The following is a 23215-nucleotide window of genomic DNA, read 5'->3' on the forward strand; positions in this document are numbered from 1 at the left end:
TGCCGCAACGGCTGACCTCGGTGCGGGTGGCTGCCGCACTGGCTGGCCTCGGTGCGGCCGGCCGTCGCAAGGGCCGCTTTGACGCCGGAGGCCGCCGCATGAACCGCCATGCCGTGCCCAGCGGGGCGTACTCCGCCTGAACCACCCCACGGGCCCCGAACTCAGGCTCACCCGGGAGATGTTGGACGCCTCGGCGGACGCCCGGCAACTCGTGGTGTTCCTGCCGGCGGACGAGGAGACGGCGACAGCGGTCGAGCGGCTCCGGGAACGCCCGCGGCTCAGGGTGATCTCGTAGTCTCCTTCGGCTTCGCCTTCTCAGCCGGAGGCTCCGGGCCACGGGAGCGCTGCCGACAGGGCCTTCAGGAAGCCGCTCGCCGTCACCCGGTCCCGCACGGCCACCCGTACCCATTCCTCGCCGAGCCCCGGGAACGTGTCTCCCCGCCGGACCGCGTACCCCAGGTCCCGCAGCCGGTGCCGCACACCCCCCGCGTCCGGCATGCGCACCAGTACGAAGGGCCCCTCCGCAGGCGACACCACCCGCACGCCGCGCGCAGCCAGCTCCGACAGTCCCGCCACCAGGTGACCCCGGTCCGCCGCGATGCGGTGCGCCGCGTGTCCCGCCTCCGCCAGCGCCCGAGGCGTGACACACGCCTCCGCCGCGGCCAGCGCCGGCGTGGAGACCGGCCAGAGCGGCTGCGCCCGCTCCAGCGCGGTGATGATCTCGGCGGCAGCCAGCACGTACCCGATCCGCAGCCCGGCCAGCCCCCACGTCTTGGTGAGGCTGCGCAGCACGACCAGCCCCGGCACATCGGTCCGCCCGGCCAGCGCCTCCCGCTCACCCGGCACCGCGTCCATGAACGCCTCGTCGACGACCAGCACCCGTCCAGGGCGGGCGAGTTGCGTGATGGTCGACGCCGGATGCAGTACCGACGTCGGATTGGTCGGGTTTCCGATCACCACCAGGTCGGCGTCCCGCGGCACCGCCGCCGGGTCCAGCCGGAACCCGTCCTCCTCCCGCAGCAGCACCCGGTCCACGGTGTGCCCGGCGTCCCTGAGCGCCGCCTCCGGCTCGGTGAACTGCGGATGCACCACGACCGGCCGCCGTACCTTCAGCGCCCGCGCGAGCAGCACGAACGCCTCCGCCGCGCCCGCGGTCAGCAGCACCCGCTCCACCGGCAGCCCGTGCCGCGCCGCCACCGCCGCCCGCGCGGCCCGCCCGTCCGGGTAGGCCGCGAGGGACGACAGCGAGGCGGCGATCTCCTCCCGCAGCCACGACGGGGGCGTGTCCGCGCGGACGTTGACGGCGAGGTCGACCAGCGCGGCCCCGTCGTCCCGCACCTCCGCGTCCCCGTGGTGCCGCAGATCCGGTTCCGTGCCCTCAGTGCGCATGGCTGTGCGAGTGCCCCCCGTGATGGTGGTGCCCGTGGCCGTGTCCGTGGTCATGCCCGTGGCCGTCGTCGTCGGGGTGGTAGTGCGGCTGCTGCGGCAGCCCCACCTTGTCCTCGAAGCCCGGCAGCGCGATCCGGTACACGCACGCGTCGCAGTTCATCCGCAGATCGCCCTTGACGGCCTCCGCGTACCGCTCCAGCACCAGGTCGAGCAGCTCCGGCTCGGGCCCGATGACCTCCGCCGACCGCACCTCGGTCTCCGGGTGCGCGGCGGCCCACTCCTCGGTCTGCCGTCGCACCCGGTCCGGCAGCACGCCGGTGAACAGGAAGTACGGCAGTACGACGATCCGGCGCGCCCCCAGCGCCCGGCACCGGTCGAGGCCGCTCGGCACGTCCGGCGCCGCCAGCGACACGAACGCCGTCTCCACCCCGGCGTACCCGCGGCCCTCCCACAGCAGCCGCGCCGCCTTGAACACCTCGGCGTTGGCGTCGGGGTCCGTCGAGCCGCGCCCGACCAGCAGCACGGTCACCTCCCCGCGCGGCACGGAGCCCAGCGCCTCGTCCAGCCGCCGCTCCAGCACGCGCAGCAGCGCCGGGTGCGGGCCCAGCGGACGGCCGTAGGTGTACGAGATGCCCGGGTGCCGTTCCTTCTCGCGGGCCAGCGCGGCCGGGATGTCGCCCTTGGCGTGCCCGGCGGACACCAGCATCAGCGGCACGGTGGCGAACCGCCGTACCCCTCGCGCCACCAGCCCGGCGACGGCCTCGCCCAGCGGCGGCGCGGACAGCTCGATGAAGCCGCCCGCGACGGGCATGTCGGAGCGCAGCTGCAGCCGGCGTACGAAGTCGCGGAACGCCTCGGCTCCGGCGTCGTCACGGGTGCCGTGTCCGGCGATGAGCAGGGCGGGCGGGGTGGTCACGGGGTCTCCTCAGGTGAAACGGGGTGGTACAGCAGGGCGTTGAGCGCGGCGGCGGCGACCGCCGAGCCGCCCTTCTCGGACACGTTGCTCACGGCGGGCAGCCCGCTCGCGCGCAGTGCGGCCTTGGACTCGGCCGCGCCGACGAAGCCGACGGGCAGGCCGATGACGAGTGCGGGGGAGGCGTCCAGGGTGAGCAGCTCCTCCAGGGCGGTCGGCGCACAGCCGATCACCCAGAGCGCGCCCGGCCCGACCTGCTCGTAGGCGAGCCGCACGGCGTGGGCCGAACGGGTCAGCCCCGGGCCGGACTTCGCGTCCTTGAGCCGGCAGACCGTCTCCCGGCGGGTGATGCCGGCCGCGACCATCTCCACGTCGACCACGACGGGCGCCCCGGCGTGCAGCGCCGCGTGCGCCGTCACCAGGTCGTCCTCGGCCATGACGAGATCGGTCGCGTACTCCAGGTCGGCGGCGGAGTGGATGACCCGCTCCACCACCGCCCGGGTCAGCGGCGGGAAGTGCGAGGTGTCCAGCCGGGCGCGCAGCCGCCGGAAGGACTCCTGCTCGATGGGGTGCACGATCCGGTTCACCGGTTGCCCTCCTGCCAGCGGTAGCCGCGCGGGGTCACCATGCGCCCGGCGATGGTCCGGGTGGCCGTGTTGCCCACGGTGACGACCGTCATCATGTCGACGGTCGCCGGGTCCAGTGCGGCGAGCGTGGTCACCCGGCTCGACTCGTCCGGCCGGGAGGCGTTGCGCACCACCCCGACGGGCGTCGTCGGCTCGCGGTGCCCGGCGAGGATGCCGAGCGCCTTCGGCAGCTGCCAGTCGCGGCCCCGGGAGCGCGGGTTGTAGAAGGTGACGACGAGGTCCGCCTCGGCCGCCGCCCGCACCCGCCGCTCGATGACCTCCCACGGGGTGTGCAGGTCGGACAGGCTGATGGACACGTGGTCGTGGCCCAGCGGCGCGCCCAGGATCGCCCCGGCGGCCAGCGCGGCCGTCACCCCGGGCACCCCGACCACGTCGATGTCGTCGGAGGCCTCGGCGAGCGCCGGGGAGGCCATGGCGTACACGCCCGCGTCCCCGCTGCCGATCAGCGCCACCGCGTGCCCCTCGCGCGCCTCGGCTACCGCCGTGCGCGCCCGCTCCTCCTCCGCGCCGAGCCCCGACTCCAGCACCCGGGTGCCCGGCCGCAGCAGGTCGCGGATCTGGTCGACGTACTGGTCGAGCCCCACCACCACCGACGCCCGGCGCAGCTCGGCCGCCGCGCGCAGGGTGAGCAGGTCCCGGGCGCCGGGACCGAGCCCGACCACGGCGAGCCGCCCGCGCCCCGGACGCCGTACGACGGCACAGGTCGCCATGGCCGACTTCCGCTTGGGCACGAGGAGTTCCCCGCCGCGCAGCAGGGCGGCGGCCTCCGCCACGGACGGCGTGCCGACGGCCGCGAGCGGCGCCGCGGAGGGGTTGGGCACCGCCACCGCCGCCAGCTCGTCGGCGCCGTACGTCACCAGCGGCACCCCCAGCCGCCCGGCGGCGGCCACGATGCCCGCCTCGTCCGCCTTGGCGTCCACGGTGGCGACTTCGGCCACCGACTTCGGGGAGAGCCCCGCCTGCGCCAGCGACTCCTCGATCAGCCCCAGGATCTCCTCCGCCGGCGCCCCCTTGGACGCGCCGACCCCGACCACCAGGGACGGCGGCCTGAGCAGCACTTCCCGCTCGCCGGGCGCGACGTCCCGGTCGGTGACCCGGATGGTGTACGCCCCCTGCGGCGAGACCGGCAGCGGCGGCAGCGGCCACGGCACCTCGGCCTCGAGGACGACCGGTTCGCCGTCCAGCAGCGCCCGGGAGACCTGGGCGACCGCACCCTCGTACGGCAGTCCCAGCGTGTCCAGGCCCGGCAGTCCGACGGAGTCCGTCGCGGTCGTCACCACCGGCTCGGCGCCCAGCAACGCGCCGACCTCGCGGGCGAGTTCGTTGGCGCCGCCGCCGTGCCCGCCGACCAGCGACACCGCGAACCGGCCGCCCTCGTCCACGCACACCACACCCGGGTCGGCCGTCTTGTCGCCGAGCAGCGGCGCGAGCAGCCGCACCACCGCGCCCGTCGCCAGGAAACACACCAGCTGCTCGCACTCGGCGAACGCGGCCCGCACCGCCTCCCCGACGGGCCCCTCGTACACCCGCGTCCGGTCCGGCCAGGCCGCGGCCAGCCGGTCGCGTGCCGCCGCGCCCGCCGCGGTGGCGGAAATCAGGCCGATCACTGAGCAACTCCTTCTCTAGACGCCGGGGTTCTGTCGCCCCAGAGCAGAAACACGGGATTGGTCGCCGCGAGCCGGGTCACGTCCCCGGGCAGCGGCGCCAGGCGCGACGACTGCAGCAGCACCCCGTCGCAGGCGAACCCGGCGGCCGTCAGCGCCTCGCGCGCCGCCGGCACCCGGTCGAGCGCGGCCATGGCGACGACCACGGTCCGCCGGGCCCGCCGCGCGCACGCGTCCACGACGGCGGGCAGGTCGCGGCCGCCCCCGCCGACGAACACCGCGTCGGGATCGTCGAGCCCGTCCAGGGCCTCCGGCGCCGCACCGTGCACCACCCGCACGTCGACACCGTGGGCGCGGGCGTTGGCGTGGATCCGCCGCACCCCGTCCGCCGCCTTCTCCACGGCGACGACGGCCGCGCCGAGCCGGGCGCACTCCACCGCCACCGAGCCCGAGCCGGCGCCCACGTCCCACACCAGGTCGCCCAGGCGCGGCCCCAGCCGGGCCAGCGCCAGCGCCCGCACCTCGAACTTGGTGATCATCGAGTCCCGGTACGCGAACTCGCTCTCGTCCAGCGCCCATCGGCCGGGTCCGGCCGGCGCCCCGGCGACCGTCCGCACCCCGCCGAGCGCGCGCGTCTCGTCGAGGCACAGCACCACGCTGACGTCCGGGCCCCAGTCCCGGGCGGCGGCCTCGGCGGGGGTGACCCGTTCGACGCGCTCGTGCGGGGAGCCGAGGGCGGAGGCGACGACGAGCACACGCCCCGGCGCGACCGGGGCGACCGGCGTGGCCGGGGTGGCAGGCGCGGGCAAGGGGGCAGGGGCGGCCCGGTCAGCAGGCGCGGCTGAGGTGGCCCGGGTGGCTGAGGTGGCTCGGTCAGCAGGCGCGGCCGGGGTGGCAGGCGCGGCCGGGGTGGCAGGCGCGGCGGACTCGGCCGTGGGGCCGGCCTCCGATGTGGTGGCTCCGGCCCCCGGTCCCGGCACGCGGCCCGCTTCGGCGGGTTTGGCCCCCGGTTCGGGTGGTGCGGCTCCCGGCTCGGCCGTCTCGTGGAGCAGCGCCGCGCCCAGTTCCGCCGGGCCGGCGCCCGGGCCCGTCAGCACCGCCGTCTTCGGACGCGCCCGGCACACGTTGACCGCCGTGCGCAGATCCCGGCCGTGTGCGCTGACGACCACGGCGTCGTCCCACGGCAGCCCCGCCCGCGCGAACGCGGCGGCGACGGACGAGACACCGGGGCGCACCCGCAGCCGCCGCGACCCGAACCGCTCGGTCAGCGCCCGCACGATCCCGAAGAACCCCGGGTCCCCGGAGGCCAGCACCAGCACCGGAAGCTCTTTGTCGACGTACTCGGCGATCGTGTCCAGGGCGGGCGCCAGCGGCCCGAGCACGACCCGCTCGGCGCCGTCGGGCAGCCGTACCGCGTCCAGGTGCCGGCGCCCGCCGACGACGAGGGCGGCCCCGGCGAGGAGATCCTCCGGAACCGGCGCCCCCGTCCCCGTGCCGACGACCGTGATCACCTGCTCGCCCCCCGCTCGCGCAGGGCCCGCCGGGCCTCCGGGTCCGCCTTGCGGTACCCGTGGAAGTGACCCGGGTGGTACAGGTGCGAGCGCGTGCCGTGTGCGTCCAGCGCCGGGCCGACCAGGAACAGCGTGTGCTTCCAGAGCTTGTGCTCCTTGACCGTCTCCTCCAGCGTGCCGACCGTGCACTTCACGATCAGCTCCTCCGGCCAGGTCGCCTGGTAGGCGACGATCACGGGGGTGTCCGTGGGGTAGCCGCCCTCCAGCAGCTCGCGCACCAGCTGCCCGCTGCGCGCGGCGGAGAGGAAGACCGCCATCGTCGTCCCGTGCCGGGCGAACTCCCGTACCTCCTCGCCGGGCGGCATCGGCGTCTTGCCGCCGCCCAGCCGGGTGAGCACCACGGACTGCGCGATCTCGGGGATGGTCAGCTCGCGCTGCGCGAGCGCGGCGACCGCGGAGAACGACGAGACCCCCGGTACGACCTCGGTGGCGATCCCGATCTCGGCGCACCGGTCGAGCTGCTCCTGCGTGCCGCCCCACAGCGCGGGGTCGCCGGAGTGGATCCGGGCCACCTTCAGGCCCTCGGCGTGGGCACGGCGGTAGACGGCGACGACCTCCTCCAGGGGCATGGTCGCCGAGTCCAGGATCTCGGCGTCCGCGCGCGCGTGCTCCAGGACCTCCGCCTGGACCAGGCTCGCCGCCCAGATCACCACGTCCGCCTCCGCGATGGCGCGGGCGGCGCGGAACGTCAGCAGATCGGCGGCGCCGGGGCCGGCACCGACGAACGTCACCTTGCCGGTGGGGGCAACGGCCATGGGAAGGGTCCTCTCGTACGGAGACTGCGGAACTGCGGGAACTGCGGGAACTGCGGGGACTTCGGCGACCACGGGAACGGCGACAGCCCGCGGGGGCCACCGGAACCGGGAAGACGCGAGGCGGAATCGGCGAAATGTCAGGGTCTGGGGGAGTGCGGCAGGCGCCCGATGTGCGCGAAGGCCCCTCGATCGGATAGCAAGGGCCTATGGCGGTCTTCGTCGCGCTCGGCGCGTTCCTGATGACGCTGGCCGGCGGCTGGACGGCACAGCGCGTGACCGACCGTCGCCATCTCGTCCTGGGCCTGGCCGGCGGCCTGATGCTGGGCGTGGTCGGCCTGGACCTGCTGCCGGAGGCGCTGCACGCCGCCCGCCGCTCGGTCTTCGGCGTACCCGTCGCCCTGCTGCTGTTCGTGGCCGGCTTTCTGGTGGCCCATCTGGTGGAGCACACGCTCGCCGCCCGCAAGGCCGCGCACGGCGGCGCCGAGGGGCACAACCACCGGGCGCCCGAGGTGGGCCTGGCGGCGGCCGGGGCGATGGTGGGGCACAGCGCCATGGACGGCGTGGCGATCGGCGCGGCCTTCCAGGTGGGCGGCGGCATGGGCGCGGCCGTCGCGCTCGCGGTGATCGCGCACGACTTCGCCGACGGCTTCAACACCTTCACCATCACCAGCCTGTACGGCAACGCCCGCCGCCGTGCGGTGGCGATGCTGGTGGCCGACGCCTGCGCACCCCTGCTGGGCGCCCTGTCGACCGCCTTCTTCCGCATCCCCGAAGCGCTGCTGGGCGGCTATCTGGGCTTCTTCGGCGGCGTCCTGCTCTATCTCGCCGCCGCCGAGATCCTCCCCGAGGCGCACCACGAACACCCCTCCCGCTCCACCCTGCTGTGCACGGTCGCGGGCGCGGCCTTCATCTGGCTGGTGGTTGGCCTGTCGGGCGGCTGAGCCGCCCGGCCGCCCGGCACATCCGCCGGCCTCCGGCCCCGGCCGCCCGGCGCATCCGTCGGCTTCCCGTCCGGGCTGCCTGGTGTATCCGTTGGCTTCCCGTCCGGGCTGCCTGGTGCATCCGCCGGCCTCCGGCCCCGGCCGCCCGGCACATCCGCCGGCTTCCCGTCCCGGCCGCCTGGTGCCTGTCACAGCTTTCCGCCCCGTCCGGCGTCCCGACGCGGGGGCGCGATCAGCGTCGACAGATACGGCAGCGGCGTCCCGTCCAGCTCGGCGGCCGGCCGCACCGACTCCTCCGGCAGACCCAGCGCCGACCCCCACACGGCGTCGGCCAGCCGCCCGGTCTCCTTCAGCACCTCGGCGACCTCGCCGGCCTGCCGCCCGAACTTGTACGCCACGACGGTCCCGGGCCCGGCCAGCGCCTCCTTCAGCACGGCCGACCCGGCCGTCACCGGCACCAGGGTGAGCGGCTCGGTGCCCTCGGTCAGCACCGCGCCGGAACGCGCCGCGAGATCCTGCATGGCGGTGATCCCGGGCACGGTCTCCACGGCCGTGCCGGGCACCAGCCCGGCGATCGTCTGCGCGAGGTAGGTGAACGTCGAGTACACGTTGGGGTCGCCGATCGTCGCGAAGGCCACCGTGCCGTGCTGCCGCAGCAGCGCCGCCACCCGCTCCCCGGCCGCGTCCCAGGCCGCCTCCCGGCGCGCCCGGTCGGTGCGCTCGTTCAGCGCGAAGACGACCCGGACCACCTTGTCCTCGGGCACGTAGTGCAACACGGTCGCCTCGGCCCGCCCGCGCTCCCCGGTGTCCATCACGGGGACGACGACCACGTCGGCGGCCCGCAGGGCGTTGACCCCCTTGACGGTCACCAGTTCCGGATCGCCCGGACCGACTCCGACCCCGATCAGCCTGCTGCTCATGACGTCCGGCACCTCTCCACGAACCGACGGGCGACACCGGGCTCGGACGCCCAGTGGGTGTGCAGATAGCTCGCGTGCACACCGCCCTGTACGAAACCTTCGACCCGCCTGGCAGGGTGGCGGACCCCCCAGGCGGGAGCCGCGCTGGCGCCGGGCTCCACGGCCGTGCGATGGAACTCGTGCCCCCGCATCCGCGTCCCGGCGACGGCCAGCGAACTGTCCGTGACGGCCACGGCGTCCCGGTAGCCGAGCGTGAGCCGCTCGGTCATCCGCGCGGTGGCGTCCAGCACCCCGCACATCGGCTGCCCGTCCAGCTCGCGGCACAGATAGAGCAGCCCGGCGCACTCGGCTGCGACCGGGGCGCCGGACAGCGCGAGGTCGGCGACGGCCTTGCGCAGCGGCTCGTTGGCGGACAGCTCGGCGGCGTACACCTCGGGGAACCCGCCGCCGACGACCAGCCCGGCGGTCCCTTCGGGCAGTTGCTCGTCGCGCAGCGGATCGAAGGTGACGACGTCGGCGCCGGCGGCGGCGAGCAGCTCGGTGTGCTCGGCATAGGAGAAGGTGAACGCGGGACCACCGGCGACGGCGACGACCTCACGCTTGTCCGCCGTGCCCGCGGGCGGTTCCCACGCAGTGCCGGACAACGCCCCCGCGCTGCGGGCCAGCGCCAGCAGAGCCTCGAGATCACAGCCCTGCTCGACCTGCGCGGCCATCGCCGCCACCGCGTCCACGGCGTCGGACCGCCGCTCGGCCACGGGTACGAGGCCGAGGTGCCGCGAGGGCGTGTCCACCCGGGCCGCCCGCCGCAGCGCACCCAGCACCGGCACACCCGCCGAGTCCAGCGCCTCCCGCAGCAGCTCCTCGTGCCGGTCGGACGCGACCTTGTTCAGGATCACGCCCCCGACCCGCACCCGCGGATCCCAGGAGGCGAACCCGTGCACCAGCGCCGCCACCGAACGCGACTGCGACGACGCGTCCACGACCAGCACCACCGGCGCGCCCAGCAGCTTGGCCACCTGCGCGGTGGAGGCCAGTTCGCCTTCCCCGGCCGCCCCGTCGTACAGCCCCATCACGCCCTCGACCACGGCCAGGTCGCAGCCCCGCGCCCCGTGCAGGAACAGCGGGGCGACCAGTTCCGGCCCGCACAGGTACGCGTCCAGGTTGCGGCCCGGCCGCCCGGTGGCGAGCGCGTGGTACCCGGGGTCGATGTAGTCCGGCCCGACCTTGTGCGGGGACACGGCGAGCCCCCGCGCGGCGAACGCGGCCATGAGCCCCGTGGCGACGGTGGTCTTGCCGCTGCCGGACGACGGCGCGGCGACGACCAGCCGGGGGACGGAGGTCACCACTCGATGCCCTTCTGGCCCTTCTGCCCCACGTCCATGGGGTGCTTGACCTTGGACATGTCGGTGACGAGATCCGCGAAGTCGACGAGCTTCCCGGGTGCGTTCCGTCCGGTGATCACCACATGCTGGGTGCCCGGCCGGTTCCGCAGCACGTCGACGACCTCGTCGGTGTCCACCCACCCCCAGTGCATCGGGTAGGCGAACTCGTCCAGCACGTACAGCCGGTACGTCTCGGCGGCCAGGTCCCGCTTGACCTGCTCCCAGCCCTCGCGGGCCTTCTCCTCGTTGTCCATCTGGGCGTCCCGCTGGACCCAGGACCAGCCCTCGCCCATCTTGTGCCAGGCGACGGTGCCGCCCTCGCCGGAGTCGCCGAGCACGCGCAGCGCCCGCTCCTCGCCGACCCGCCACTTCGCCGACTTGACGAACTGGAACACCCCGATCGGCCACCCCTGGTTCCAGGCGCGCAGCGCGAGCCCGAACGCGGCCGTCGACTTGCCCTTGCCGACCCCGGTGTGCACGACGACGAGCGGCCGGTTGCGCCGCTGACGCGTCGTCAGACCGTCGTCGGGGATGACACTCGGCTGTCCCTGCGGCATTACGCGGCCCTCCTGCTCTGCATGCCCTTCACCAGCCCGGCGATCGAGTCCGCCCGCAGCTCGTCCAGCGTGACGGCCGTACCGCCCAGCTCACCGGCGAGCTGCCCGGCGAGCCCCAGCCGCACCGGCCCCGACTCGCAGTCCAGGACCACCGACGCGACGCCCTCGGCCGCGAACATCCGCGCGGCCCGCCCCGCCAGCGCCACCGGCTCCGGACCACCCGTGGCCCGCCCGTCGGTCACCACCACGACCAGCGCGCGCCGCGCCGGATCCCGCAGCCGCTCCACCCGCAGCACCTCGTGCGCCTTCAGCAGCCCGGCGGCCAGCGGTGTACGGCCGCCGGTCGGCAGCGACTCCAGCCGTGCGGCGGCGGCGTCGACGGAGGAGGTCGGCGGCAGCGCCACCTCGGCGCCGGAGCCCCGGAAGGTCACCAGCCCCACCTTGTCCCGCCGCTGATAGGCGTCCAGCAGCAGCGACAGCACGGCGCCCTTCACCGCGCTCATCCGCTGCCGCGCCGCCATCGACCCGGAGGCGTCCACCACGAACAGCACGAGGTTGCCCTCGCGCCCCTCCCGGGTCGCCTGCCGCAGATCGTCCCGGCGGATCACCAGACCCGGCCCGGACCGGCCCCGGGCCCGCTGGTGCGGGGCGGCGGCCTGCACGGTCGCCGCCAGATGCAGCTTGGTCAGCGCACCCTGCGGCCGGCGCGCCCCGGTGGTGCGCCCGTGCTCGGTGCGCGCCCGGGAACGCCGCCCGGCCGCACCCTCGCCGATCCCGGGAACGCTCAGCACCTTGGTGCGGAACGGTTCGGCGGCCCGTACGGCGGACTGCTCCCGTGCGCCGGACGCCTGCGGCTCGCCGCCCTCGCCGGCCTCGGGGCGGGCGGAGGCGTCCCCGCCGCCCTGCGGACCGGAATCCGGCTGCGGCTGCCCGCCGCCCCCGCCCGGCCCGTCCGGGCCGGGATCGTCGTCCGGGGACTCCCCGGAGAACTCCTCCAGCGTCTGGTCGAGCTTGTCCTCGTCCAGACCCGGCGCGTCGAAGGGGTTACGACGGCGCCGGTGCGGCAGCGCCAGCAGCGCCGCCTGCCGGACGTCCTCGGCGAGCACGTCGGTCCGTCCCGCCCACGCGGCCAGCGCCGTCGCCGTACGGGCCATCACGATGTCGGCGCGCATGCCGTCCACCTCGAAGGCCGCGCAGGTCGCCGCGATCTGCCGGAGCGCGCCGTCGCCGAGGCGCACCTGCGGCAGCAACTCCCGTGCCGCGACGATCCGTCGCCGTACGGCGGCCTCCTCCTCGGCCCACCGGGCGGCGAAACCTGCCGGGTCGTCGTCGTACGCCAGCCGGCGCCGCACCACCTCGACCCGCTTCTCCGGCTCCCGCGAGGCGGCGACCTCCACGGTCAGCCCGAACCGGTCCAGCAACTGCGGCCGCAGCTCGCCCTCTTCGGGGTTCATGGTGCCGACGAGCAGGAAGCGGGCGGCGTGCCGCACGGAGACGCCCTCCCGCTCGACGTACGAGGCGCCCATCGCCGCCGCGTCCAGCAGCAGGTCGACCAGGTGGTCGTGGAGCAGGTTGACCTCGTCGACGTACAGGATCCCGCGGTGCGCGTCGGCCAGCAGGCCCGGCTGATACGCCTTCACGCCCTCGGCGAGTGCCCGCTCGATGTCCAGGGCGCCGACGAGACGGTCCTCGGAGGCGCCGACCGGCAGCTCGACCATCCGCGCGGGCCGGTGCGCGCCCGGCCCCGGCTCGTGCGGGCCGTCGGGACAGGACGGGTCCGGGGCCGCCGGGTCGCAGGAGAACCGGCAGCCGGGCACGACGGCGACCTCCGGCAGCAGCGCCGACAGGGCACGCACGGCCGTGGACTTCGCGGTGCCCTTCTCGCCGCGCACCAGCACACCGCCGACCGCCGGGGACACGGCGTTCAGCAGCAGCGCGAGCCGCAGGTCGTCCTGGCCGACAACGGCCGTGAAGGGGAAGGGGGTGGTCACTGGTCGTCGCCCTCCAAGTCGCCTTCGAGCTCCAGGTAGGTGGCGCGCAGCCGCTCCAGCGTGTCCGCGTCCGGCTCGGCCCACAGGCCCCGGTCCGCCGCCTCCAGCAGCCGCTCGGTGATCCCGCGCAGCGCCCACGGGTTGGACTGCTTCATGAAGTCCCGGTTCTCCGGGTCGAAGACGTACTCCGCGCTGAGCTTCTCGTACATCCAGTCGTCGACGACGCCCGCGGTGGCGTCGTAGCCGAACAGGTAGTCCACGGTCGCCGCCATCTCGAAGGCGCCCTTGTAGCCGTGCCGCCGCATGGCCGCCATCCAGCGCGGGTTGACCACACGCGCCCGGAAGACCCGGTGGGTCTCCTCGCCGAGCGTGCGCGTCCTCACCTGGTCCGGTACGGCGCTGTCGCCCACGTACGCCTCGGGGTTGGCGCCGGTGAGGTGGCGGACCATGGCGACCATGCCGCCGTGGTACTGGAAGTAGTCGTCGGCGTCGACCAGGTCGTGCTCGCGCGTGTCGACGTTCTTCGCGGCGACCGCGATCCGCCTGAACGCGGTCTCCATGTCCCCGCGCGCCGCCCGCCCGTCCAGGCCGCGCCCGTAGGCGTAGCCGCCCCACACGGCGTACACCTCGGCCAGGTCGGCGTCGGAGCGCCAGTTGCGGGCGTCGATCAGCGGCAGCAGGCCGGCGCCGTACGCGCCCGGCTTGGAGCCGAAGATCCGGGCCGTCGCGCGCCGCCGGTCGCCGTGCTCGGCGGTGTCCTCGTCGGCGTGCGCCTTCACGAAGTTGCTCTCGGCCGGCTCCTCCAGCTCGGCCACCGCCCGCACCGCGTCGTCGATCAGGCCGACGACGTGCGGGAACGCGTCCCGGAAGAAGCCGGAGATGCGGACCGTGACGTCGATGCGCGGCCGGCCCAGCTCCTCCAGGGGGACCACCTCGAAGCCCGTGACCCGGCGGGAGGCGTCGTCCCACACCGGGCGGCAGCCCAGCAGCGCCAGGATCTCCGCGATGTCGTCGCCCTGGGTGCGCATCGCGGAGGTGCCCCACACCGTGAGGCCGACGGACTTCGGGTACGCGCCCGTGTCCTGCAGATACCGCTGCACCAGGGAGTCCGCGAGCGACTGCCCGACCTCCCAGCTCAGCCGGGACGGAATCGCCTTGGGGTCGACGGAGTAGAAGTTCCGGCCGGTCGGCAGCACGTTCACCAGGCCGCGGGTCGGCGACCCCGAGGGACCCGCCGGGACGTAACCGCCGTCCAGGGCCCGCAGGATGTGCCCGATCTCGTCGGTGGTGCGGGCGAGCCGCGGCACGACCTCCTCGCACGCGAACTCCAGCACCGCGACCGCGTCCGGGAGTTCGGCGCCGAGCGCGTCCCGCAGCACCGCCGGTACGGCCGTCCGGTCCCAGGCCCGCTCCTCCATGCCCTCCGCGATCCGCCGGCACAGCTGCTCCAGCAGGTCGATCGCGTCGGACGCGGTGCGCGCCGGCCCCTCCGCCAGGTCGGTCAGCTCCACCGGCACCTTCACCGGGGCGCCCGGCTCGGCCAGCAACTCCTTCTCGTCCAGGCCGAAACGGGCGGCGAGGCAGGCCCTGAGCCCCGGCAGGGCGTTCGCCCGGCCGCCCCACACCTGGGAGGCGCGCAGCACGGCGAGCACCAGGTTCACGCGCGGTTCGCCGACCGGGCCGCCGCCCAGGATGTGCAGGCCGTCGCGGATCTGCACGTCCTTGATCTCGCACAGATAGCCGTCGATGTGCATGACGAACTCGTCGAACTCCTCGTCGTCCGGCTGTTCGTCCACATGCAGGTCGTGATGCAGCTCGGCCGCCTTCACCAGCGTCCAGATCTGGGCGCGGACGGCCGGGGCCTTCGCCGGGTCCAGGTCGGAGACGAGCGCGTACTCGTCCAGCAGCTGCTCCAGCTTGGCGAGATCACCGTAGGTGTCGGCGCGTGCCATCGGCGGCACCAGGTGGTCGACCACCGTGGCGTGCCCGCGCCGCTTGGCCTGGGTGCCCTCGCCGGGGTCGTTCACGATGAACGGGTAGACCAGCGGCAGGTCGCCGAGGACCGCGTCGGGCGCGCAGCCGCGCGACAGACCCAGCCCCTTGCCGGGCAGCCACTCCATCGTGCCGTGCTTGCCCATGTGCACGACGGCGTCCGCGCCGAAGCTGTTCTCCAGCCAGCGGTAGGCCGCCAGGTAGTGGTGCGAGGGCGGCATGTCCGGGTCGTGGTAGATCGCGATCGGGTTCTCGCCGAAGCCGCGCGGCGGCTGGATCATCACGACGACGTTCCCGAACCGCAGCGAGGCGAGCACGATGTCGTCGCCGTCGACGTACAGGCTGCCCGGCGGCTCGCCCCACGCCTCGGTCATCGCCTCGCGCAGCCCCGGGTCCAACTGGTCGAACCACGCCCGGTAGTCCGCGAGCGGCACCCGCGCGGGCGCGGCCGCCAGCTGCTCCTCGGTCAGCCACTCCACGTCGTGGCCGCCGGCCTCGATCAGCCGGTGGATCAACTCGTCGCCGCCGGAGGGGTACTCGGTCAGCGAGTAGCCCGCGTCCCGGAGCGCGTCGAGCACCCGGACCGCCGACGCGGGCGTGTCCAGGCCGACCGCGTTGCCGACCCGGGAGTGCTTGGTCGGGTAGGCGGTGAAGACCAGCGCGATCTTCTTCTCCGCGTTCGGCTTGTGCTTCAGCCGGGCGTGCCGTACGGCGATCCCCGCCACCCGTGCGGCCCGCTCGGGGTCGGCGACGTACACCGGGACCTCGTCGGGGCCCTGCTCCTTGAAGGAGAACGGCACGGTGACGAGCCGTCCGTCGAACTCCGGGATCGCCACCTGCATCGCCGCGTCCATGGGGGACAGGGCCGCGTCGGACTCCTCCCAGGCGGCCCGCGAAGAGGTCAGGCAGAGCCCTTGCAGGACAGGCACGTTCAGGTCGGCGAGCGCGCCGATGTCCCAGGACTCCTCGTCCCCTCCCGCCGACGCCTGCGAGGCGTGCGTGCCGCCCGCCGCGAGCACGGTCGCGACCAGCGCGTCGGCCTTCGAGAGCAGTTCGTACAGCCCGGCGTCCGCGCCGCGCAGCGAACCGCAGTACACGGGCAGCGCGTTGGCGCCCTGCGCCTCGACCGCCGCGCACAGGGTGTCCACGAAGGCGGTGTTGCCGCTCAGCTCGTGCGCCCGGTAGAAGAGCACGCCCACGGTCGGGCGGCCCTCGTGGACCTCGTACGCGCCGTGGACGCCGTACTCCGGCATCTTCCGCGGCTCCTCGAAGCCCTCACCGGTCAGCAGCACGGTGTCCGACAGGAACCGGGACAGCTCCAGCAGGTTCGCGGGACCGCCCTCGACCAGGTACTTCAGCGCCTCCGCGACGACACCGGCCGGCACCGACGACTCGGCCATCAGCTCGGCGTCCGGCACGGCCTCGCCGCCCAGCAGCACGGTCGGGATCCCGGACGCCTTCAGCGCGGCCAGCCCCTCCTCCCAGGCGCGCTTGCCGCCCAGCAGCCGTACGACGGCGAGGTCGGCGCCGTCGAGCAGCGCCGGCAGCTCCTGCCCGACGTCCACCCGGGTCGGGTTGCCGATGCGGTAGTCCGCGCCGGACGCCCGGGCCGCCAGCAGATCCGTGTCGGCGGTCGACAACAACAACACTGTGCTCATGCAGGCGCTCCCGGTGGGATGAAAGGCAGTCCTTGCGGCGCGCCCGACTCGATGAGCCGCCACAGCGCGTCCGTGTCCGCGTGCTGTTCGATCAGGTCGCCGAGCCGGTCGAGCTGCTCCTCGCGCAGCGCGGCGAAGGAGGTGTCCGGCGCGGGCACGAAGCGGCGGCCCGCGGCGGCGGCCACCTCGCGCAGGAAGGCCCGCCGGAAGCCGTCCGACTCCAGCGAACCGTGCCAGTGGGTGCCCCAGGTCTGGCCGACCCGGCAGCCGTCGAGGAAGGGCTCCCCGCTGTCGACCGTGGCCACCCCGTGGTGGATCTCGTATCCCTCGACCCGCTCGCCGAGGGCCTCGCCGGCCGGCCGGGTCAGGGTCTTCTCGCGGGCGAACCGCACCCGTACGGGCAGCACACCGAGGCCGTCGACCGCGCCGGCCCGCGACTCGACCTCGTCCTCGATGTGCTCGCCGAGGATCTGGAAGCCGCCGCAGATGCCGAGGACCGGGCGTCCTTCCGCGGCCCTGCGCACCAGGGCCTGAGCGAGCCCCCGCTCCCGCAGCCACTGCAGCGCCCGTACGGTCCCGCGGGTGCCCGGGATCACCGCCAGGTCGGCGTCGGCCAGCTCCTCCGGGCGGTCCACGAACCGCACCACGACGCCCGGTTCGGCGGCCAGCGCGTCCACGTCCGTGAAGTTGGACATCAGCGGGATCGCGCACACGGCGACGCGCAGCACGTCCTCGCCGACCGGGGGAGCCACGGCGGACTCGCGGACGGTGCCGCGCAGCGACACCCTGAGGCCGTCCTCCTCGTCGATGCCGAGACCGTGCCGGAACGGCAGCACGCCGTACGCACGACGCCCGGTGAGGCCCTTGAGCATCTCCAACCCCGGCTCCAGCAGCGAGACATCGCCCCGGAACTTGTTCACCAGGAACCCGGCGACCAGCTCCTGGTCCTCCCGCGACAGCAGGGCCACGGTCCCGAAGAAGGAGGCGAAGACGCCGCCGCGGTCGATGTCGCCGACCACCAGCACGGGCAGCCGCGCGTTCCGCGCGATCCCCATGTTCACGATGTCGGTCCGGCGCAGGTTGATCTCGGCCGGGCTGCCCGCCCCCTCACAGATCACCGCGTCATACGTGCCCCGCAACTCGGCGAGGCAGTCCAGCACCGTGCCGAGCAGCCGCTGCTGGCGCCCGCCGTGGTAGCCGCGCGCGCTCAGCTCGCCCACCGGCCTGCCCAGCAGCACCACCTGGCTGCTCTGCTCGCCGCCCGGCTTGAGCAGCACCGGGTTCATCAGCGCGGTCGGCTCGATCCGGCAGGCCTGGGCCTGCATGGCCTGCGCCCGGCCGATCTCCGCGCCCTCGCGGGTCACGAAGGAGTTGAGCGACATGTTCTGCGCCTTGAACGGCGCGACCTTCACGCCCTGACGCACCAGCCACCGGCAGATCCCGGCCGTCACGACGCTCTTCCCGGCGTCGGAGGTGGTCCCGGCGACCAGCAGCCCGCCCCCTGTCATGCCGTGTGTCCCTTCACGAGTCGGCGCGCGGCGAGGGTGACGCCGAGCGCGAGCAGGCCGACGCGGCGCGAGAGCCGTACGGCCCGGTCGATGTCGGTGACCCGGACGGCGCGCCCGGCGGCCCCGTTGAGGACCGGCCGGTGCTCGATCCGGCCGCCGTAGGAGAGGGTTCCGCCCAGCCGGACGCCGAGGGCGCCCGCGAACGACGCCTCCACCGGGCCGGCGTTGGGGCTCGGGTGCCGGGCCGCGTCGGCCTTCCAGGCGCGCAGGGCGCCGCGCGGGTCGGGGCCGGCGACGGCGGCGAGGACGGCGGTCAGCCGCGCCCCCGGCCAGCCGGCCACGTCGTCGAGGCGGGCGGAAGCCCAGCCGTAGCGCCGGTAGCGGGGGGACCTGTGACCCACCATCGCGTCCAGGGTGTTGACGGCCCGGAAGCCCAGCAGCCCCGGCACCCCGGCCACGGCCCCCCACACCAGGGCGCCCACGACGGCGTCGGAGGTGTTCTCGGCGACGGACTCCACCACGGCCCGGGCGATTCCGTCGGCGTCCAGCGCCTGCGGGTCCCGGCCGCACAGATGCGGCAGCCGCGCCCGCGCCGCCTCGACGTCCCCGGACTCCAGCGCGCGGCCGATCGCGCGGGCCTCGCGGGCGAGCGAGGTGCCGCCGACGACCGCCCAGGTGGCGGCGGCGGTCAGCGCGACGGAGGCGGCGGGGGAGGGGCGTACGACGCGTGCGGCCAGCGTGCCGAGTGCGACGGCGCCACCGGCGCACACGGTGGTGTGCAGGGCGCCCCAGCCGCGGTGGTCGTGCCACAACGCGCGGTCCACGGCAGCGGCCGCACGCCCGAACACGGCGACCGGATGCCCGCGGCGCGGATCGCCGAGGAGCAGGTCTCCGAGAAGGCCGGCGGCGGCGCCGTACGCGTACGTGCGATCGGCACCCATCGGCTCAGCCGGCCGTGGGGTGAAGTGCGGGCCTGGTAGCGGTCCTTGTCCTTCGGCAGCCGGGCATGGCGATCGATGTCCTCACTCAGGGTGTCCGCGCCCTGGTTCGACGAGATTCGGCGGTGAGAGTTCCTGGCTCCCGGGTTCTTCCCCGGTGACAGTGGCGGGACCGCGCCGGATTCGCACCGGCTTCCTCTCTTGCCGCCGTACATGGCCTGGGCAGTCCACCACGGGCCCGGAACGGCCGTCAACTTGCCGTTGACCTGCGCGGGGAGAGTGTGCCGATCCCCACACTGCGGGACGCCCGTGACGGCTGGGCACGGCGAAGGCTCCCCTCCGTCAGCGGCGGAGGGGAGCCTTCGGGATGCCCGATGCGTGCGGCTCGGCCAGGACGCGGAGACGACTCCGGTCAGGACGTGGAGACGATGACGGTCAGGACTTGGAGACGATGAGGACGATGCCGTACGCCACCGCCGCCGCGCACGCGGCGAAGCAGACGTAGGCGGCGGTGACCGCGAGGGCGGCGGAGCCGCCCTGCGCCGCGGCCTTCTCGCGCCGCGCCAGACCGTTGACGCCGAGGGTGAACAGGGCGACCAGGCCCACCGTGAACGCGAGGCTGACGCCGAAGACGGAGCCGAGGGCCGACCAGTCGATCTTCATGGGGTTGCTTCCTTGGGTACCGGTGTGGCCGGGGTCAGACGGTGGCGGCCGGCGGGACGGCCTCGGGCGTGGGCTCGGCGGCGGCCGGGGCCGGGATGGTGGCCGTCAGGTCCTCGCCGATCGTGCCCGCCGGGGGCGGGGTCACGGCGGCGATGGCGGTGGTCACCACACCGGCCGGCTCCGCGGACGGGTCCACGACGTTGGTGTGGTCGATGACCTCGCGGCGGGAGAGCTTCCAGATCCCGGCGCTCGCGGCGACGAGGAAGACGGCGACCACCGCAGTGCCCCAGTCGCCGAGAGCCGTGACGGTCTCGGCGCCCGCGCCGACCAGCGCGGCGGCCGGGAGGGTGAGCACCCAGGCTACGGCCATGCGGGTCGCGGTGGACCAGCGGACCACCCCGCCCTTGCGGCCGAGGCCCGCGCCCATGACCGAGCCGGAGACGACGTGCGTGGTGGACAGCGAGAAGCCCAGGTGGGAGGAGGCGAGGATGGCGGTGGCGGCGCTGGTCTGGGCGGCGAAGCCCTGGCGCGGCTCCAGCTCGGTCAGGCCCGTGCCCATGGTGCGGATGATCCGCCAGCCGCCGATGTAGGTGCCGAGCGCGATGGCCAGGCCGGCGGAGAGGATGACCCAGGTGGGAGGGTTCGAGCCCGGCGCGATGGCGCCGCCGGCGATCAGCGCGAGCGTGATGACGCCCATCGTCTTCTGGGCGTCGTTGGTGCCGTGGGCGAGGGAGACCAGGCCGGCGGAGGCGATCTGGCCGGCGCGGTAGCCCTTGCGGGTGGCCTCGCCCTCGGCCTTGCCGCCGATGCCGTAGGAGAACCGGGTGGCCACCATCGAGGCGACGCCGGCCACGACCGGCGCGGCGACCGCGGGCAGCAGCACCTTGGTGACCAGGACGTCACCGTGCACGGCGCCGAAGCCGGCGGAGGCGACGGCGGCGCCGATCAGACCGCCCATCAGGGCGTGCGAGGAGCTGGAGGGCAGGCCCACCAGCCAGGTCACGAGATTCCAGAGGATCGCGCCGACCAGGGCGGCGAAGATGACCTCGGGACGGATGCCGGTCTCGTCGACGAGACCCTTGGAGATCGTGTTCGCGACCTCCACGGAGAGGAAGGCGCCCACCAGGTTGAGGGCGGCGGACATGGCCACCGCGATCTTGGGCTTCAGAGCGCCGGTGGAGATGGTTGTCGCCATCGCGTTCGCGGTGTCGTGGAAACCGTTCGTGAAATCGAACGCGAGAGCGGTCACCACCACTATCGCGAGGATCAGCGAGAAGCTTTCCATTTGCCCAGGCAATCGTTCGAGGTCATTGGCTGGACGAACGTAGGCAACCTGGGTGAACGGAAGATGAACTGAGGCAGGCGTGGGGGTGTCGAAAGGGGAGGGTCGGGCTTCCGCTTTCCCCGGCCCGGCCTCATCGGCCCAGGCGCCCCTTGGCTACCGGCCCCGGGCGAGGATCTTCAGCCGGCTCGCGGACCCGTTGAAGAGATTCTGGTCACCCGGCAGCCGGCCCTTGGTCGCGAACTGCCAGAAGGTCCAGTACCGCCACCCGCCGGGCAGCCTGCCCGGCCCCGAGGCGCTGTGCCGGGCGATCCACAGGGCGTGGTTCTTCGAGAACGCGTGGCTGTCGCCGGTGCACTGCCGCCACCACTGGGCGGTCGTGTAGATCACCGGGCGGCGGCCGGTCTCCTGCCTGACCTCGTCGCTGAACGACCGGATCCAGCCGACCATCCGCTTCCAGCCCAGCCCGTAGCACCGGTGCTTGCTGCTGTAGGGGTTGTACTCGATGTCCAGCGCGGGCGGCAGGGTGCGGCCGTCCGCCGCCCAGTCACCGCCGTGCTGCACGAAGTAGGCGGCCTGCCGGGCGCCGGAGGACCTGTCCGGCAGCGCGAAGTGGTACGCGCCCCGGTACAGGCCCGCGCCGCCCGCGCCGTCGTACTGCCCGGAGAAGTAGGGGTTGGCGTAGTCCGTGGACTCGGTCGCCTTGACGTAGACGAACCGCGCGCCCGCGGACCGGGCGCCCTGCCAGTCGACGTACTTCTGGTGCGACGAGACGTCGTGCCCCCGCGGCAGTCCCGCGACCAGCGCCGGAGGTCCGGCGGCGGCGGACGCGGTGCCCGCGAGAGCGAGCGCCGCCATGGCCGCCGCGAGGACACCGGCGCGGCGACGGAGCAGGGTGCGTTCACGGGCCATGTGTCTCCCCGGGGTCTGCGGACGGACGGGTCGTCCGGCGGGCAAGAGGGACCATTGAAGGCCTGCTGATCATCCGAAACGGTGGCTATTTACGGCGATTCAGACTGATTTCGCCCGATCGGGGGTGCGGCTTTGTGGTGGCTGGACGGGGGGTCCTACGGGGGCACGGCCGACGCAACGCTGTGCTCGGCGGAAGCCGGGAACGCCGGGGGCTGCGCTCCTCCCGTGGATGCGCCCGACGGCGGCGGGCCGGCGCCGTGGCGGTCAACCCCGGACCGCCCGCATACGCCGGGCCCGGCCGGCAGGATCGCCGCGCGCGGCCGGAAGAACGGTGCTCCGCACTCGCGGCGCGGCGGGCTGCGGAACCGCGCTCGCGGCCGGGCGACAACAGCCCGCGCTCTTCCCGTGGGTGCGGTTGGCGCCGAGTGCGGTCGTGGCTGGCAGGCGATGTCCGGCCTGTGGGTGCGGCCTGCGGGGTCGTCGGTGGCGGCCGGAGAGAGACCGTCCGCGCTCTTACCGTGGACGCGGTCGGCGAGAAGCGCCGCCCGCGGCCCGAAGGTCACGGTTCGTGCTCCTGTGCAGGCTCGCCCCGCGGCCCGAAGCTCACGGCCCGTGCTCCCCTGCAGCCCCGCTCGCGGCCGGAAGGGCACCCGGCGTGCTCCTCCTCATGGACGCCGCCGGCGGGACCGTGCTCGCGGCCGGAGAAATCAGGGTCCGCCTCCCTCCCGCGGGCCCTGACTGGCAAGATCGCTGTATGGCTGAGCAGCGGCGGGACGCGGAGCAGGAGCGGATCTGGGCGGAGCTGGTCGCGACGGCGCGGCGGAGTGTGGCCGACGGGCTGGTGGTCGGCACCTCCGGGAACGTCTCCGCGCGCGTGGGCGACCTGGTGCTGGTCACCCCCTCCGGAGTGCCGTACGACCGGCTGACCCCGGAGGACATCACCGGCGTCGACCTCACCGGGCGACAGGTGCTCGGCACCCTGGTGCCGACCAGCGAGCTGCCCATGCACCTCGCCGTGTACCGCACCACCGACGCCCGCGCGGTCGTCCACACCCACGCCGTGCACGCGACGGCGGTGTCCACGCTCGTGCCCGAGCTGCCCCTGGTCCACTACATGGCCGCGGCCCTCGGCGGCCCCGTCCGCGTCGCCCCCTACGCCACGTACGGCACCGACGAACTCGCCGAGAACATGCTGCGCGCCCTGGCCGGCCGCTCCGGCTGCCTGCTGCAGAACCACGGCACGCTCACCTACGGCGCCGGCCTGGACCAGGCCTACGACCGCACCGCCCAGCTGGAGTGGATGTGCCGCCTGTGGCTGACGGCGTCCTCGGTGCCCGGCCTGACCCCGTCCCTGCTGACGGAGGCACAACTCGCCGAGACCGGGGAACGGTTGAGGGGGTACGGCCAACGGAGGTGACACCTTGCCGCACAGCACCCTGCTCCGACGCCTCGTCGACCGCCTCTCCCGCCGCCGGCGCCGCCTCACGCCGGTCCGCCGGATCCGCAACGGCGCCGGGCCGCGACGGACCACCCCGGCGGTTCCGGATCCGCCCGCACCGCGACGCTCCTCACCTGCCCCCGCCGCTCCACTG

General features: G+C 74.6%; 18 protein-coding genes and 1 riboswitch. Of the genes, 2 read left to right on the forward strand and 16 right to left on the reverse strand.

Annotated elements, in window-relative coordinates:
- Nucleotides 1-315 precede the first annotated feature (315 nt).
- From cobC to cobM, 6 genes are read right to left on the reverse strand one after another with little or no spacing between them, the layout of a single operon-like run.
- Complete coding sequence (cobC, locus tag OG956_RS28205; protein ID WP_330340811.1) at nucleotides 316-1389, reverse strand: Rv2231c family pyridoxal phosphate-dependent protein CobC; 1074 nt, start codon at nucleotides 1387-1389, stop codon at nucleotides 316-318.
- Nucleotides 1379-2305: a sirohydrochlorin chelatase gene (locus OG956_RS28210; protein ID WP_330340812.1), complete on the reverse strand. Its 927-nt coding sequence runs from the start codon at nucleotides 2303-2305 to the stop codon at nucleotides 1379-1381. The genes cobC and OG956_RS28210 overlap by 11 nt, the downstream gene beginning before the upstream one ends.
- Complete coding sequence (locus OG956_RS28215; protein ID WP_330340813.1) at nucleotides 2302-2889, reverse strand: precorrin-8X methylmutase; 588 nt, start codon at nucleotides 2887-2889, stop codon at nucleotides 2302-2304. The genes OG956_RS28210 and OG956_RS28215 overlap by 4 nt, the downstream gene beginning before the upstream one ends.
- Complete coding sequence (gene cobJ, locus OG956_RS28220) at nucleotides 2886-4556, reverse strand: precorrin-3B C(17)-methyltransferase (protein ID WP_330340814.1); 1671 nt, start codon at nucleotides 4554-4556, stop codon at nucleotides 2886-2888. Before cobJ ends, OG956_RS28215 begins: the two co-directional genes overlap by 4 nt.
- Nucleotides 4553-6064 carry a precorrin-6y C5,15-methyltransferase (decarboxylating) subunit CbiE gene (gene cbiE / locus OG956_RS28225; RefSeq protein ID WP_330340815.1) on the reverse strand — a complete coding sequence of 504 codons (1512 nt, stop codon included), beginning with the start codon at nucleotides 6062-6064 and terminating at the stop codon, nucleotides 4553-4555. Before cbiE ends, cobJ begins: the two co-directional genes overlap by 4 nt.
- A complete protein-coding gene (cobM, locus tag OG956_RS28230; RefSeq protein WP_330340816.1) occupies nucleotides 6061-6879 on the reverse strand; it encodes a precorrin-4 C(11)-methyltransferase in 819 nt (272 codons plus the stop codon). Before cobM ends, cbiE begins: the two co-directional genes overlap by 4 nt.
- 206 nt (nucleotides 6880-7085) lie before the next feature.
- Here cobM and OG956_RS28235 point away from each other — a divergent pair, with 206 nt between their 5' ends.
- Nucleotides 7086-7820, forward strand: coding sequence for a ZIP family metal transporter (locus OG956_RS28235; protein ID WP_330340817.1), 735 nt, complete (start codon nucleotides 7086-7088; stop codon nucleotides 7818-7820).
- Between the two features lie 188 nt (nucleotides 7821-8008).
- Here OG956_RS28235 and cobI read toward each other — a convergent pair whose 3' ends face one another.
- From cobI to OG956_RS28285, 10 genes are all read right to left on the reverse strand, one after another.
- Complete coding sequence (gene cobI, locus OG956_RS28240) at nucleotides 8009-8740, reverse strand: precorrin-2 C(20)-methyltransferase (RefSeq protein WP_330340818.1); 732 nt, start codon at nucleotides 8738-8740, stop codon at nucleotides 8009-8011.
- Entirely contained in the window at nucleotides 8737-10086 is a 1350-nt protein-coding gene (locus OG956_RS28245) for a cobyrinate a,c-diamide synthase (protein WP_330340819.1), read from the reverse strand. The genes cobI and OG956_RS28245 overlap by 4 nt, the downstream gene beginning before the upstream one ends.
- Entirely contained in the window at nucleotides 10080-10679 is a 600-nt protein-coding gene (gene cobO, locus OG956_RS28250; protein WP_330340820.1) for a cob(I)yrinic acid a,c-diamide adenosyltransferase, read from the reverse strand. The genes OG956_RS28245 and cobO overlap by 7 nt, the downstream gene beginning before the upstream one ends.
- Complete coding sequence (locus OG956_RS28255; protein ID WP_330340821.1) at nucleotides 10679-12670, reverse strand: putative cobaltochelatase; 1992 nt, start codon at nucleotides 12668-12670, stop codon at nucleotides 10679-10681. The genes cobO and OG956_RS28255 overlap by 1 nt, the downstream gene beginning before the upstream one ends.
- Nucleotides 12667-16320: a cobaltochelatase subunit CobN gene (gene cobN, locus OG956_RS28260; RefSeq protein ID WP_330340822.1), complete on the reverse strand. Its 3654-nt coding sequence runs from the start codon at nucleotides 16318-16320 to the stop codon at nucleotides 12667-12669. Before cobN ends, OG956_RS28255 begins: the two co-directional genes overlap by 4 nt.
- Nucleotides 16317-17828, reverse strand: a complete 1512-nt coding sequence (locus OG956_RS28265; protein ID WP_330340823.1) for a cobyric acid synthase — start codon at nucleotides 17826-17828, stop codon at nucleotides 16317-16319. Before OG956_RS28265 ends, cobN begins: the two co-directional genes overlap by 4 nt.
- Nucleotides 17825-18769: a cobalamin biosynthesis protein gene (locus tag OG956_RS28270; protein WP_330340824.1), complete on the reverse strand. Its 945-nt coding sequence runs from the start codon at nucleotides 18767-18769 to the stop codon at nucleotides 17825-17827. Before OG956_RS28270 ends, OG956_RS28265 begins: the two co-directional genes overlap by 4 nt.
- 107 nt (nucleotides 18770-18876) lie before the next feature.
- Nucleotides 18877-19013, reverse strand: a riboswitch (cobalamin riboswitch).
- A 188-nt stretch (nucleotides 19014-19201) separates the two neighbouring features.
- Nucleotides 19202-19429: a hypothetical protein gene (locus OG956_RS28275; protein WP_330340825.1), complete on the reverse strand. Its 228-nt coding sequence runs from the start codon at nucleotides 19427-19429 to the stop codon at nucleotides 19202-19204.
- Nucleotides 19430-19463: 34 nt separating this feature from the next.
- Complete coding sequence (locus OG956_RS28280; protein WP_330340826.1) at nucleotides 19464-20714, reverse strand: inorganic phosphate transporter; 1251 nt, start codon at nucleotides 20712-20714, stop codon at nucleotides 19464-19466.
- 153 nt (nucleotides 20715-20867) lie between these two features.
- A complete protein-coding gene (locus OG956_RS28285; protein ID WP_330340827.1) occupies nucleotides 20868-21623 on the reverse strand; it encodes a lysozyme in 756 nt (251 codons plus the stop codon).
- Nucleotides 21624-22377: 754 nt separating this feature from the next.
- Here OG956_RS28285 and OG956_RS28290 point away from each other — a divergent pair.
- Nucleotides 22378-23040: a class II aldolase/adducin family protein gene (locus OG956_RS28290; protein ID WP_330340828.1), complete on the forward strand. Its 663-nt coding sequence runs from the start codon at nucleotides 22378-22380 to the stop codon at nucleotides 23038-23040.
- Nucleotides 23041-23215: the final 175 nt, after the last annotated feature.

It is taken from the genome of Streptomyces sp. NBC_00557 (genome assembly GCF_036345995.1).
Classification (GTDB): domain Bacteria; phylum Actinomycetota; class Actinomycetes; order Streptomycetales; family Streptomycetaceae; genus Streptomyces.